11 protein-coding genes and 1 pseudogene are annotated in these 14,135 nt (G+C 62.8%); all 12 read right to left on the bottom strand.

Translation table 11 applies throughout. The annotated features are described in order from the left end of the window. Positions 1-15 precede the first annotated feature (15 nt). The 12 genes and pseudogenes from PMA3_RS15110 to PMA3_RS15060 all read right to left on the bottom strand — a co-directional run bounded on the left by PMA3_RS15110 (position 16) and on the right by PMA3_RS15060 (position 13,916). A complete protein-coding gene (locus tag PMA3_RS15110) occupies positions 16-2,532 on the bottom strand; it encodes a fused MFS/spermidine synthase (RefSeq protein WP_064677912.1) in 2,517 nt (838 codons plus the stop codon). Positions 2,533-2,760: 228 nt separating this feature from the next. Then, positions 2,761-4,341 (bottom strand): annotated as a pseudogene (locus PMA3_RS15105) (arylsulfatase). A 70-nt stretch (positions 4,342-4,411) separates the two neighbouring features. Continuing rightward, a complete protein-coding gene (locus PMA3_RS15100; protein WP_064677911.1) occupies positions 4,412-5,440 on the bottom strand; it encodes an HAD family hydrolase in 1,029 nt (342 codons plus the stop codon). Then, on the bottom strand, positions 5,437-6,864 hold the full coding sequence (locus PMA3_RS15095) for a BatD family protein (protein ID WP_064677910.1): 1,428 nt from the start codon (positions 6,862-6,864) through the stop codon (positions 5,437-5,439). Before PMA3_RS15095 ends, PMA3_RS15100 begins: the two co-directional genes overlap by 4 nt. Next, complete coding sequence (locus tag PMA3_RS15090; protein ID WP_064677909.1) at positions 6,861-8,441, bottom strand: VWA domain-containing protein; 1,581 nt, start codon at positions 8,439-8,441, stop codon at positions 6,861-6,863. The genes PMA3_RS15095 and PMA3_RS15090 overlap by 4 nt, the downstream gene beginning before the upstream one ends. Before the next feature lies 1 nt (position 8,442). Then, positions 8,443-9,435, bottom strand: a complete 993-nt coding sequence (locus PMA3_RS15085; protein WP_064677908.1) for a vWA domain-containing protein — start codon at positions 9,433-9,435, stop codon at positions 8,443-8,445. Further along, positions 9,422-10,003 (bottom strand): DUF4381 domain-containing protein, encoded by a 582-nt coding sequence (locus PMA3_RS15080; protein ID WP_064677907.1) that lies wholly within the window; start codon positions 10,001-10,003, stop codon positions 9,422-9,424. The genes PMA3_RS15085 and PMA3_RS15080 overlap by 14 nt, the downstream gene beginning before the upstream one ends. After that, complete coding sequence (locus tag PMA3_RS15075) at positions 10,000-10,935, bottom strand: DUF58 domain-containing protein (protein WP_064677906.1); 936 nt, start codon at positions 10,933-10,935, stop codon at positions 10,000-10,002. Before PMA3_RS15075 ends, PMA3_RS15080 begins: the two co-directional genes overlap by 4 nt. Beyond that, positions 10,932-11,912, bottom strand: a complete 981-nt coding sequence (locus PMA3_RS15070) for an AAA family ATPase (RefSeq protein WP_064677905.1) — start codon at positions 11,910-11,912, stop codon at positions 10,932-10,934. Before PMA3_RS15070 ends, PMA3_RS15075 begins: the two co-directional genes overlap by 4 nt. 59 nt (positions 11,913-11,971) lie before the next feature. After that, positions 11,972-12,925 carry a SphA family protein gene (locus PMA3_RS15065; protein WP_064677904.1) on the bottom strand — a complete coding sequence of 318 codons (954 nt, stop codon included), beginning with the start codon at positions 12,923-12,925 and terminating at the stop codon, positions 11,972-11,974. A gap of 21 nt (positions 12,926-12,946) precedes the next feature. After that, on the bottom strand, positions 12,947-13,114 hold the full coding sequence (locus PMA3_RS32835) for a hypothetical protein (protein WP_167355120.1): 168 nt from the start codon (positions 13,112-13,114) through the stop codon (positions 12,947-12,949). A gap of 10 nt (positions 13,115-13,124) precedes the next feature. Then, positions 13,125-13,916, bottom strand: a complete 792-nt coding sequence (locus PMA3_RS15060) for a hypothetical protein (RefSeq protein ID WP_064677903.1) — start codon at positions 13,914-13,916, stop codon at positions 13,125-13,127. Between the last annotated feature and the right edge of the window lie 219 nt (positions 13,917-14,135).

Here is a 14,135-nt window from a genome sequence, read left to right as displayed (position 1 = left end):
TGCTCAGGCGCCACATCACTCCCCGACAAACCACCGAAAGTACGGATTACCCCCATCCCCGCGCATCACCTCGCGAATATCCCTGGCCCAGGCATCCCGGTCGCCGTCATAGGCATGCAGACTCGCCCGATAAAACTGCATCAACCGCTGTTGGTGCGCCTTCATCCGCTCATGGAATCCCGCGTCCGCGTTCACCAGCACCGGGGCCTGACGCAGATCCAGCAGCGCCGGCAACACCCGGGTAATCTCCTTGGGACGAACCCACTGCGCATATTCGATCCGTGGCCGGTCGTCGGTGACGGCGGGTGCATCAGCGGCAAAGCGCTCAAGGCCGGCACGATCGGTGACCCAGGTCGCCAGTAACGCCGCGGCTGAACCGATGCCCACGTCCTGCAAGGTGCTGCGTACGCCGCCGCGCTGGAAACGTTCGCTGATTTTCGCCGCATCCAGCTCGATCGGTGCCATCGAACCCACCAGCAGCATTTCGTGGAACTCGCTGGTCCACAAGGTGGCGTAAGGGAAGACATCGAGAAAGCTGCGCACCAGCGAGCGCGAGTCGTCGATGTTCTGGGTCGGCAGCGGCAACCACTGGGCGACCAGGCCCTGGGGTTCCAGGCGACTGGCAGCCAGTTGGTAGAAGTCCCGGGAGTACAGGTTCACCACCCCGGCGGCGGAGGGCGGTGGGGGTTCGAGGGTGATCAGGTCGTAGCGCTGCGGGTTGCGCAGCAGTTCCTGGCGACCGTCCCGTAGCCGGACATCGACGGCCGGATCCGCGGCGGCATCGAAGTTACCTTTGAACAATGGCGCGGCTTTGACCACCGAGGGCAGCAACTCGGCCACGACCCGGCGTTCCAGCCCGGGATAACGGGTCAGGGCGCCAGCGGTGATGCCGGTACCAAAGCCGATCACCAGCGCCGAACGCGGTTCGCCATTGTGGATCAACAGCGGGAGCAGCGCCTGGATGCGCATGTAGCGCAACGATGGCATGGCGTCGCCGGTGTTGGACACGCCCTGGATGTACAGGCGCTGGAACGCTTTGTGCCCTTTGCCCTGGGTGACCACGGCCACGGTCCCGCCGCGTCCTTCTTCATAGAAGGCCAGGGTGGCGTTGCGCGCGCCCGGGAGCAGGCTGGCGAGTTTGTCCGCCGGGGTCAGCAGCGCCACGGCCACCGACAGCAAGCCCACGGCGACCACGGCCTGACGCCGGCCTTTCTTTACACCATGGCCCTTGCGCACTGCGCAATAACCGATCCCGGCGGCGACCATCGCCAACAGCCCCAGGGTATGGACCAGTCCCAGCAGCGGGATCAATACAAACCCGCAAAGCATGACCCCGATAATCCCCCCCAGAGTGTTGAACGCCACCACCGCGCCGACATCCCGACCGACCCGCTCATGGCCGACGCTCAGGCGCAGGGCCAAGGGGAAAGCGGCGCCGAGCATCAGTGTCGGAATGAAGACAATGCTCAACGCTGCGACGGCAAACCGGGCGCTCATGCCCAGCAGTTCGCTCGCGCCCAGCGACAACACCCAGCTTTCGGCCAGGCTTTGGGCGACCACCAGCCAGCGTCCCAGCACTGCAATTTCCAGCAATGCGATCAACCCGGCGCCGGCGATCAGTAAACCGAATACGCCCCAGGGATCCCGCAGGCGATCCACCCGACGGGCCAGCAGGGCGCTGCCCAGGAACAGCCCGGTGAGGTAAGTCGCCAGCACGACGGCGAAGGCGTAGGTGCGGGTGCTCATGAACTGCACGATGGATTGCGACCAGACCACTTCGTAACCCAGGGCCACGCCGCCGGCGATCGAATACAGCCACAAGGCCAGGCGGTCCGGCGCGGTGCTGGAGGGGTGCCTTGCGGGCGCCTGGAGCGGCACCGAACGCTGGCGTTGAAGCCACAGGGCACCGACGGCCGCCAGCAAGTTCAGCATCGCCGCCGCCAGGGCACTGCCGCGCACGCCGAGGGTCGCGATCAGTACGAACGCGGCCAGCAGTGTGCCGGCAATGGCCCCGGCAGTATTGGCCGCATAAAGCTGACCGCCGGCCTTGCCCAGTTGCTGCGGGTCGGCGGCCAACGAGCGCACCAGCACCGGCAGGGTGCCGCCCATCAGCAGCGCCGGAATCCCGACCAAGGCAAACGGCAACGCCCAGGCCAGCAGGCCGATTTGTTGTTCCAGCCAGGCAAAGGGGCTGGCCGCCAGGCTCATGGTGAACGTCGCGCCGACGCCGAGCACGGCGACCAGCACTTCCAGCCCCGCATAGAGCAGAACCGGCTGCGACAAGCGATCCGCCCAACGGCCGAACAGCCAGCCGCCCAAGGCCAGGCCGGCAAAGAACGCGCTGATCCCGGTGGTGATGGCGTACACCTCGACACCGACCACCAACGACAGTTGCTTGATCCACAGCACCTGGTACACCAGCGCCGCAGCACCGGAGACGAACAGCAACAGGGCGGGGATCAGCAGCGCAGGGGAGGCAACCGGGTGAGGGGCGGAGATTGCCGAGGTCTTGCTGGCGACACGTGAAGACATGGATTCATTGCCTTGCATAAAATTCGAACTGGATACGAGACCCTGTAGGAGCGAGCTCGCTCGCGAAGGACTCACCGGCGCCGCGTTTATCCTGTGAAAACACGTTTTCGTTAACGACCATCGCAGGCAAGTCGGATCGCTGCACCGCAGCTCCTACAGTTTTTGAATGCGTGGGCATTCAGGAAAAGGGGCCGCTCGCCAATGATGGCGAGCGGCGGTCAAGCGGTCTTATTGTGCAGCTTTCATTTTTTCTGCGATCTTGGCGTCCACCGCCTGCCGGATCTGGTCGATGCTGAAGCTCGCGGGCCTCTGGCTCGGAGGGTAGTCAACGAAGGTCTGCAGGAATGCTGCCGACTTCACCACCGCGACCTCGGTCAGGTAAACATTCTTGGTGGTCCAGTCAGCGTATTGATCGGAAACCACGTCGGCGCGTTCATAAGGGTCCATGCGCAGATTGAAGATCTTCGGTACCCGCAGGCACACGAAAGGTTCGCTCCACACTTTGAAGCCGCCGGGCTCACGTTGTTCGCAGAACACTGCTTTCTAATTGTCGTAGCGCATCGAGACCAGCACGCCATCGTCGTTGAAGTAGTAGAACTCCTTGCGATCGCTTTTCGGTTGCTGGCCGGTCAGGTACGGCAGCTGGTTGTAGCCGTCCAGATGCACCTTGTAGTTGCTGCCACCGGAAGTCGGCGCCCAGCCTTTGAGAAGCTTGTTCTTCACTTCTGTGTCGCCTGCGGCAGCCAGCAGGGTCGGGAACCAGTCAAGGCCCGAGAACATTTCGTTGGACACTTCCCCCGGTTTGATCTTGCCCGGCCAGCGGATCATCGCCGGTACCCGGAATGCGCCTTCCCAGTTCGAGTTTTTCTCATTACGGAACGGCGTGGTCGCAGCATCAGGCCAGGAGAACTGGTTCGGACCATTGTCGGTGGTGTAGACCACGATCGTGTTGTCGGCGATCTTCAGGTCATCGAGGGTTTTCAGCAGTTTGCCGACATCACCGTCATGCTCGAGCATGCCATCGGCGTAATCGTTGCCAGCCATGCCGCTCTGACCCTTCATCGACTCGCGCACGTGGGTGAACAAGTGCATGCGGGTGGTGTTCATCCAGACGAAGAACGGTTTGTCTGCCTTGGCCTGCTTCTCGATGAACGCCTGGGCTGCCGCCGTCGTTTCGTCGTCGATGGTTTCCATTCGCTTGGTGTTGAGCGAGCCGGTGTCCTCGATCTTGCCGTCGGCGAAGCTGTGGATCACGCCACGGGGCGTAAAGGCCTTGGTGAATTCCGGATTGTCTCTGGGCCAGTTCGCTCGTTCAGGTTCTTCTTCGGCGTTGAGGTGGTACAGGTTGCCGAAGAATTCGTCGAAACCGTGGTTGGTCGGCAAGTATTCATCCCGGTCGCCGAGGTGGTTTTTGCCGAACTGGCCGGTGGCGTAGCCCTGGGATTTGAGTGCCTGGGCGATGGTGATGTCACGCTTTTGCAGGCCCACGGTTGCACCCGGAAGGCCGACTTTCGACAAACCGGTGCGCAACGGCGTCTGGCCAGTGATGAACGACGATCGTCCGGCGGTGCAGCTGTTCTCCGCGTAATAGTCGGTGAAGATCATCCCTTCCTTGGCGATGCGATCGATGTTCGGCGTCTTGTACCCGACCACGCCCATGGAATAGGCGCTGATGTTGGTCTGGCCGATGTCGTCGCCGAAGATCACCAGAATATTGGGTTTTTCGGCGGCCCCGGCAGTCGCCGAAATCGCCATGACCGAGGCCGCCACCAGGGCGAGCTGCGGTAGCCACTTGCGTATGCGAGTCATCTGACCTGCTCCTTTTTAGCGAGTGTCGCGAGGTTGGACAAACGATGTTTGCGATCCTGCGTAAGGCTTTTCATTGCACTTGCTCGGCTGTGGCGGGCTCGAACGGATAGATCCGGCGCCATTCGGAGGCCATGTCGACGACGGTCCAGCCACGTGTTTTTGCTTCGTCCAGGGCTTTGTCCAGACGGCCGATATCGGAGTGGCGGTCATAGGCCCATTCGCGCTTGGCGTCGGTGTGGTGCACCAGCCCCATGAAGCGTTTGCCGGGCCCGGCGGCGGTCCACTGCAGCATTTGCAGATCGCCATCGGAATTGCCGAACGCCAGGATCGGTCGGCGCCCGATGACGGCATCGATGCTTTCCGGTTTGCCGGGCCCGTCATCGTTGTGGGCCAGTTTGGCCGTGCGCACGATCGATGGCTGGCCATCCTTGAGCTGGTAGGCCGTGATAAATGTGGTGCCGATGACTTGCTCCGGCGGGATGCCGTAGACCTGTTCGGCGAAGGCACGCATGAACGCGGTATCGCCACCGGAGACGATGTAGGTCTTGAAGTCCTGGCTGCGCAGGTAATCGAGCATTTCCAGCATCGGCTGGTAGATCATCTCGGTGTAAGGCTTGCCGGTTTTCGGATGGCGGGCCCGGGCGAGCCAGGTCTTGGCATAGTCATCGAACGCCGCGGTGGTCATGCCGGTGTGGGTCGCGCCAACAATCTTCAGGAGGCCCTCCATGCCCGATTCGCCCAGGGCCTTGTGATCGTTCTCCAGCACGGCCTTGAACGGCTGGGTGGTTTTCCATTCCGGATGCTGCGGTGCGGTGCGCTTGACCTCGTCGAAGGCGAACAGCAATTCGAAATACGCCGGTTGTTCGCTCCACAGGGTGCCGTCGTTGTCGAACACGGCGATGCGATCGGCGGGTTTGACGAAGTCCTTGCTGCCTTGATCGGTCACTGTCTGGACGAACTCGATGATGTTCTTTTTCGCCGGGCCGTCGTTCCACGAGGGCAGTGGCTCGCCGGTCTGGGCGAGTACCGGCAGGCTCAGCGCCAGGGTGAGCAGGAACATCAGCCCGTAGCCCTGGCGGATCGAAAACGGGTTCGTCATGGGAAATCCTTCTCGTGAACGGGGTTGAGTGGCCGCAGCGCGGGGGCGGTTGATTCGTTGTTGGGTTTGGCCTGACTTTTCAGCGTAGACAAGGATTGCCTGAGGTGACGCAGCGCCTGATCTTCGGTCGGTTCACGGCTGTAACAGGCACGTAACAGGTCTTGCAGAGGAGGGCCGAGGCTGCCGAGTTTCAGGCCCATGCGGCTGCGTCTTACCCATAGATAAAGCGCGCTCAATTGGGCGGGGCGGGCATCCAGTTGTGGCGGGATCTGCCGCCAGGCGCAGTTGGCGGACGCCAGCCAAGCGGTGTGTCGGGCGCGACGCCGGGCTTGCCATTTCAGGTAGGCACGATGCATGACGGGGCGCGCGAACCAGGCGCACAGCGTCACGCCCAAGAGCAACGCCGACAGCCCCAGCCAATGCCTGGAGAAGTGCAGCCGACTTTGCCGGCCGAGGTTGTTCAGGTCTTCGGTGATCGAGAACACCGGCCGATAGGCGCTGTTGGCCACGGCGTCGAAGGTCACGGCAGGCACTTGCGCCATGCGGGTTTGTCCGCTGCTGGCGTCCCACCATTTCAGCTCGATGGCCGGAAGGTCATGACGGCCTTCGCTGTCGATACGATAGACCGCGGTGTCGATGCGCTGACCGCCGGTGAAGTGGCCACGACCGTCGCCGAGGGTGCTGATCTGTGGCGCCTTCGGGTAGCGGCTGAGGCCCGGGACATCGCCCAGTGACGGTGTCGGCAGCGCCATTGCCAGGGCGCCATCGGCCTGCAGGGTCAGTTGCCGGGTGAGGCTGTCGCCGACTTTCAGCGGGTTTGCCGGTTTCAGGGTCTGTTGCGTGAAGCGCAGTGCTTGGGCGACCAGCACCGGTTCTCCCGGTTCGAACCCCGGCGGTTGCGCCGCCGTGAAGTGCAGTGGCTGGCCTTGAGCGCTCAACTCGGCGCTGGCCTGGCCCGGTGTGGCGCGCACGATCAGCGCCGGGATGTCGAAGCCCCGAGCCAGGTTCGGGGTGATGAGGTAGCTGTAGCGCAGGCCGCTGAAGGACTTGCCGTCCAGGGTCTGGTTCAAGTGTTCGGCGTGACCGTCGGGGGGCAGGACCAGTGCGCCAGGCAGCTTCAGGTCGGGCAGGGTGGGGGCGCGGGTGAACCAGGTGTCGGTGAGGACATCGAGTTGCAGTTCGAGCAGACCGCCGACCATGGTGGGGGTGGTGGGGTTCAGGCGGGTCTGGAGGCGTAGTTCGGGTTCGGCGGCAGAGACAATGGTGCTGAGCAGACAAATGAGCAAGGCACATGGTTTTGTGTTGAATGACCGGACGCCTTCGCGAGCAAGCTCGCTCCCACAGGGGACTTGCGTTGTACACACATCCAATGTGGGAGCGAGCTTGCTCGCGAAGGCCACGACGCGGTCTACCAGGAAGCTCATGGCTTACCCCCCGCCTGATCCTGCAAACTGAACTTCTGCTTCAAGAACTTCGCCGGCGAAGTGCTCAGGTTCTGCAGCCACAGCTCATCCGAGGTCGCCTGCTCGGTCTGCACAGTTTTGCTCTGGCCCTTGCCCGGTGCCTTGTCCATTTTGATTTCGTCGGGCTTGACCTCGGGCGTGTTCTGCTCGGCGCTTTCGGTGTCTTTCTGCAAGGCGATGGCGAGCGCCAGGTTGGCCGTGGCTTCAGGGAACTGCGGCTGCAATTTCAGCGCCCGGGTGTAGGCGGCGATCGCCTCATCGAACTTGAAACGCCGCACATGGATGTTGCCCAGATAGAAATACGCCTGCGCAGTGTCCAGGCGCGCGAAGCTGGCCAGTGCCAGGTCGAAATCGGCTGCGTTATAAGCGGCGATGCCTTTCCAGTACGGATCGACGAACAGCGCGGCGGCCTGCGGATAGTGCTCATGCTCGAATGCCCAACGCCCTTGTTGGTCCCGGGTGAAGAACGCGTCGGTCAGGGCATTGGCTTCGGCCGGTGCCGGCCCAAAACCGAGACCCAGTGCCAGCAGCAACCCGGCCATCCAGTTCAGGCTCCAGCCCTTGCGCACGGCGAAGAAAGCGATCAACAGCAACGGCCAGCACAGCCAGTAACCGGCGTCTTTCCAGTGCAGCTCGCGCTGTTCGTCACTGGCACTCTGGAAATGCTGCTGCGCGTGCATTTCAACCCAGTCCAGATCGTCGTCATTGAGCGTCAGGCTGCCCAGTGGCGCGTCCAACGCTGAAGCGAGCTGCTTGAGCGCTGCCTGATCGAAACTGCCAAGCGCCGGGCGGCCGTCGCTGTCGGTACGCGGCTGGCCGTTGGCGTCGTGGATGATGCCGCCATCCTCGCTGCCCACCGCCAGAATCAGCACTTGCAACGCGCCGTCGCTGAGTGATTGATCCAGACTGTCGAGCTGCGTGGTGTCGGCACCGTCGGTGATCAATAACAGCGTGCCCGGGGTTTTCTCGGCCGCCAGCAGGCGTTTGGCTTGCTCGATCACCGGGCCGACAGCCTTGCCAGGTTTGCCGATCAGGTCGGTACTCAAGGCCTGGATGAAGCTGTCGAGCAACGCCGGATGGTCGGTCGGCGGCAACACCAGATGGGCACTGCCGGCATAGGCGATCAGGGCGTTGCGGGCACCGGCGCGGCGCTGGATCAGGTCGTGGAGCTTGTGCTTGGCCGCTTCCAGGCGACTCGGTGGCACATCATTGGCATCCATGGAAGGCGACAGGTCGATGGCGATAATCAGCGGCGCCCGGTTCTCCAGGAATGGCGGACGGTCCTGTTCCCAGGTCGGTCCGGCGGTGGCGATGGCCCCCAGCATCAACAGGGCGCAGACCAGATGCACCGGCCGCAGGCGCTGTTGATCCTGCGGCGTGATCAACAGATGCGGCAACAGGTGCTCGGCAATGTTGCTGCGCAAGCGCCGTTGCACATCACGACTGCGACGCCACAGCCATGGCAGCAGGGCGCCGAACGGCAGCAGCAACAGCCACAGGGGGCGCAGGAAATGGAAGTCGCCGAGGTTGATCTCCATCTCAGGCTTCCTGCCGCTGACGCGCGGATGTCAGGTGCGAACGAAGCAGGGCGCCCAGATGGTAAAGCGCGAGTACAGCGATCGCCGCCGCCAACGGCCACCAGAACAGCTCCTTCTTGGGTTGATGGCTGAGGGTGTGCACCTGATGCGGGGTGAGTTTGTCGAGGGTGCCGTAGACCTGATCCAGCGCGTTGCGGTCTTCGGCGCGGAAGAACCGCCCGCCGGTGGCCTCGGCGATGTGCTGCAAACCTTGCAGGTTGACCTTGGCTTCGCCTTCCGCCGTCGGGTCGCCAATGCCGATGGTGTGAATCACCACGCCTTTGGCCGCCGCCATGGACGCGGCGTGATCCGGGGTGATGGCGCTGCTGGTGTCATTGCCGTCGGTGAGCAGGATCAGGACTTTTTCCTGTTCATGGGCCTGATCGAGCAACTTCAGGCTCAGGCCGATCGCATCGCCGATGGCCGTGTTGGGGCCGGCCATGCCAATGCCGGTGTCGTCCAGCAACAGCGACAGGCTGGCGTGATCGAGGGTCAATGGCGCCTGCGGATAGGCGCCGCTGCCGAATACGATCAGGCCCAGGCGGTCGTCCTTGCGCTTGTCGATAAAGCCATGCACCACCTCCTTGACCGCCGCCAGGCGATCGATCTTCTGGCCGTTGGCGCCAGTGAAGTCGGTGGTTTCCATAGACTGGGAAATGTCGATGGCCAGCATCAGGTCACGCACCGGTTGCTGGCGTTCGATGGGTTTTTCCACGAACACCGGGCGGGCGGCCGCCACCAGGACCAGGGTCCAGACCAGCAGATTCAACAGCAACTGCCATCGGTTGCCATGGGTACCCGCTTTACTGGGTGCCTGACCGACCGCGCGGCTCATGGCGCCGAAAAATGGCACGCGTACGGCGCTGCGGGCTTCGCGGTAGTCGGGCAGGTAGCGGTAGCCCAGCCAGGGTAGCGGCAGCAGGAGTAGCAGCCAGGGGTAATCAAGCTGCCACATGGTGATGCTCCACCCAGTATTTGCAGGTGGTGAACAGGTGTTGGCGTTGCGTTTCAGGCAGTGCGAGCAATGTCGCATCCGGGGCATAGGCCAGTTGCGCCAGTTGCTGGCTGAAGTCGGCGGGGAGGGGGTGTGAGCTGTGCTGTTCCAGAAACGCCTGCCAGTCGGCTTTACCTGACGCCGCAGGACCCTGTGGGAGCGGGCTTGCCCGCGATGGCGTCCGCTCAGTGGACATGATTGTTGAATGCGAGGCCCCCATCGCGGGCAAGCCCGCTCCCACAGGGTTCGCGGCAGGCATTGAAATGGCGACACGTTTGAGCAGTTCCGGCAGTTCGCGCAAGGCACTTAATCGATCCTCGCTGTTTTGCAGCTCAGCCAACCGCACCAACGCCTCCCGCCGATACCGATCCCGCCGCCACTGCCAATACCGTCGCGCACCGATCAGCAACACAGTGATCACCAGCAATGCCAGCAACACCCACCAACCCCACGTCTGGGGCGCATAACTGACCGCCGCCGGCAGGCCGATTTCCTTCAGTTGCTCGATGCTGGGCACATTCGGGTTCATCGCCGACCTCCACCCAGCTTGCCCAACTCGGCCCGCAGTTGCTCCTGGGCATCGGTGGCCGTGCTGAACATCATCAACGGCACCTGGCTGCGGCGCAGCAAGGTGGCGACGTCCTTGAGCCGACCGCCGAGAAAATCCCCCAATGGCTGATAAACACTGCGTTGCTCCACCGCCAGTTCCACTTGCAACTGGCCTTGGGTGATCAGCAGCCGACCCTGTTTTGGCAGGTTCAACGCCAACGGGTCGTACACCTGCATGGCAATCACATCGTTATGCGCCGCCAACTGTCGCATCAACTGCAAGGTGCGCGGGCCGGCGCCGGCAAAGTCGCTGATGATGCAAATCAGATGATCGTGACCGGCCACGGCCAGGCAATGTTGCAAGACCTTATCGAGCTGGCCTTCGCCCTCGGCATCCGGGTTGCCGGCGTTCAGCGCCTGATTCTGCTGGGCCATGCGGCTGCACAGCGCCTGGATTCGTTTGCGACTGCGCAACGGGGCAATGCTGTCGATGCGCTGATCGTTGAATACCAGCCCGCCGACCCGGTCGCCGGCGTTGAACACCATCCATGCGGCCAGTGCGCCGAGTTCGGCGGCGATCGCGGATTTGAAGCTGCGTTGTGAACCAAAGAACATCGACATGCGCTGGTCCACCAGGATCAACGCCGGTCTGTCGCGCTCCTCGGTAAAGGTACGGACCACCGGTTTGCCGGTGCGCAACGAAGCGCGCCAGTCCAGGTGGCGCAAATCGTCCCCCGGCTGATAGCGGCGCAGCTCATCGAAGTTCAAGCCACGGCCCCGCAACCGCGAAGCATGGTTGCCGGCTAGGATACTGCCTCGTGGCTGGCGCGCGAGGAAACTCAGGTCACGGGCCTTGAACTCCAGGGCCATCAACTGCGCCAGAGAGACATAGACCAGCCCGTCGACGTTCATGCCACAATCGCGACTTTGTCGAGCAGACGATCCAGTACCTGATCGGCCGTGACGCCGTCGGCCACCGCGTCATAGCTCAGTTGCAGGCGGTGGCGCAGCACCGGATGCACCACGGCGCGCACGTTGTCCGGCGACACGAAGTCCTGCCCCTGCAACCAGGCGTCGGCCCGGGCGCAACGGTCCAGGCCGATGCCGCCGCGGGGACTGGCGCCGAGAGTGATCCAGCGGCCGAGGTCGGCGTCGTAATCGGCGGGGTAGCGGGTGGCGTTGATCAGGTCGATCAAGTAGCGGTCGATGGCCGGGGATACATGAACCGCGCTGACTTCGCGCCGTGCAGCGAAGATCACCTCCTGGGACAGCGCAAAACCCTGGACCGCAGCCGTCCTGGAGCCGAGGGCCTGTTCTTCGACCCGCAGCAGTCGCAGCACCTGGCTTTCGTTTTCCGCATTGGGGTAATCCAGCAGGACTTTCATCAGAAAGCGGTCCATCTGCGCTTCCGGCAGCGGATAAGTGCCTTCCTGCTCGATGGGGTTCTGGGTGGCGACCACGATGAACAGTTCCGGTAGCGCATGGCTGTTGCCGGCCACGGTGATCTGCCGTTCTTCCATGGCTTCCAGCAGCGCAGCCTGGACCTTGGCCGGTGCACGGTTGATTTCATCCGCCAGAATCAGATTGCCGAACAAGGGCCCCGGCTGGAACTGGATCTGGTTTTTGCCATCGACCTGATGCAGCACCTCGGCCCCGGTGATGTCCGAGGGCAGCAGGTCCGGGGTGAACTGGATGCGGCTCATCTTCGCGTCCAGATGCTTGGCCAGGGCCTTGACCGTGCGGGTCTTGGCCAGCCCGGGCAAGCTTTCCAGCAGTAAATGGCCGTTGGCCAACAGGCCGAGGAGGATCTGGCGGATGACCTGGTCCTGGCCCAGCACGGCCTCGGCGATGCTGGCCTGCAGGGCGTTAAGGTCGTTGAGTGCGGTCATGGGATGCTCACTTCCTCAAGTTGAAGATCCGGCCCGAGGCCGCTCAGGTTCGTTCACACCTAGAAAAACGCCAAGGTCAGGTTGACGCTGAAACAGTTGCCCTCAGGCCGGTTTTTAGTGTCGAACTCCGGCACCCATCGGGCGCTGACGCTGGCTTGGGCATCGGCGAATTTTCCGGCCCAGCCCACCACCGGCCCGGCACCCACCGAGCGGCCGCGGAAGCCGTTGAGGGTGTCGGCGGTATCCCCTTTGTCATCGGTGATCTGCTGCACGTACCCGCCGACCAGGCCGGCGCTCCAGCCGCTGCCGAAACCGTGGGTCCACAGCGCGTCCAGGGTGAAGATGTTGCCGTTGCGGTAATCCGTGGCGTCGTTTTCGGTATAGAACTCCAGCCCGCCCGATAGCGTGAATTCGCCGCCCTTGCCGTCGAGGTGAGTGAACGCGACCGTCGGCATGAAGGTGTAAGTATTCTGGCCGGGATTGGCCAGTCGGTCGTCGTTATAGGCACCGGTCGGCACATAGATCGGCAGGGACAGCGAGAGGTGGTTGAGTTCGTCGAAGTGATAACCGGCAGCAATCGGCGTGACCAGCATGTCGGCGAACTGTGTGCCGCTGTCCTCGGTGCCCAGGGTACGACCGCGCGGGCCGGTAATGCTGATGTTGACGTCGGTGTACTGCACCGGCACGCCGATGGCCGAGGCATAGTTCCAGCGACCCTTGCCGGTGTCCCAGACTTTGGTGAAGTTGGCCATGGTGTAGGACACTTTCATGTCCAGGTCCGCACCGATCTCGCCGACAATCGGCACACCCTTTCCGCCCTTGAGATCGCCGTCATACCAGATGCTGGTCAGGGACATCACCCAGCCCGGCTCCGGCGGCACGATGCCGGCGTTGGAAAACACCTGCTGCCCGGTGATCGGCCGGCCGACGCCGCCTTCGGCGGCAAGGACCGCCGGGCTGCCACCGAGCATGCACAGGGCCAGCAAGGAACCTACAACAAAAGGCCTGACCATGACCGACTCCGCTTACTGGGGTTATGGGTTGACGGGTGTCAGCAGCGGCATTTTCCACTGGTCGCTGGCTACTTGCGCAGTGGCGGTGAAACGGGTCGAAGACGGGTTGCCAGGGTCCTGGGCACCGACGCCGCAGCTGACAAACATCGTCATCAGGCTGAAGCCGGCTGCGCGAATTGCACCATGCATATAAAAGTCCTCATTTACCGAACGTGACATTGATCCCGGCCAGCAGCGTGAATTGCGGCAGGACGTCACCCTTGCGCTCCACGGTCCACTGCGGTTCGACGAACGCGTTGAGAATGTTGCTGCCGGATTTCCACACCTTGCCGGCACCTAACCCGAGAGGGATGTAATGGGTGTCGTTCTTCAAGTCGAACGTCCAGGTCGCCGTGGAGCGCAGGTACCAACCTTGGTTCAGGTTGTGAATGATGAACGGCTGCAGGGTGGCCGACTCGACATGCTCGCGGTCGCTGTCGCCGGCAAGGGAGCTCTGGTATTGCACCAGGGCACCCAGCAAGCCGCGTGGCGATGCATCGATCGCCACGGCGGCCAGGCCGGCCTGCCATTTACCCGTCCCGAGTTCGTCCTGATCGGCGCTGGGCATGGTGATCATTGGTCCGATGCCCAATTGCACGCCGTCGGACTTGAGCAGGAAGATATCGAACAGGTTCAGATCACCTTCACCGGTGCTGTAGCCGCCGCTGGGGTCGGCGCGGGTGCTGATCGGCGCGGTGGCGCGCAGCAGCTGCGGGACGCCGATGAAATCGTTGGGCGCAATCGGCAACGTGCCGCGCACCAGCAGGTCATTGCTATGGATGTTGGAGTCGTAGTACCTGGGGGTGTAGTAGTCCTGCAGGCTCATCCCCGGCGCGATGTTCAGGGGGTTGTTGCTTTTATTGGCTGTGTCGGCGTCGTCGGCGTGTGCACAACAGGCAGACGCCAGCGAAGCCGCCAACAACAGGACGCTCGCTCCTGGATTTTTCGACATGATTCCCCCGGTTCCATGGTGGCTCAGATGACGACTCGGCACTTGGTGGCCGTGACCGTGTTATTTCTTTCTTATCAAGCCTGTAGGACGCGTCTGTAGAACTTAGCAGTTAAACGAGGGTTATCCAGTCCGGAAAAGGCAACCTGACGCTAAACACCCCCGCTCTCACATGCTCGGAGAGCACCGATCCTCGAAATAAATCACCCCCAATAAATATGT

This window comes from Pseudomonas silesiensis, from assembly GCF_001661075.1.
Taxonomy (GTDB): domain Bacteria; phylum Pseudomonadota; class Gammaproteobacteria; order Pseudomonadales; family Pseudomonadaceae; genus Aquipseudomonas; species Aquipseudomonas silesiensis.
This window is presented reverse-complemented; position numbering and strand designations above follow the sequence as displayed.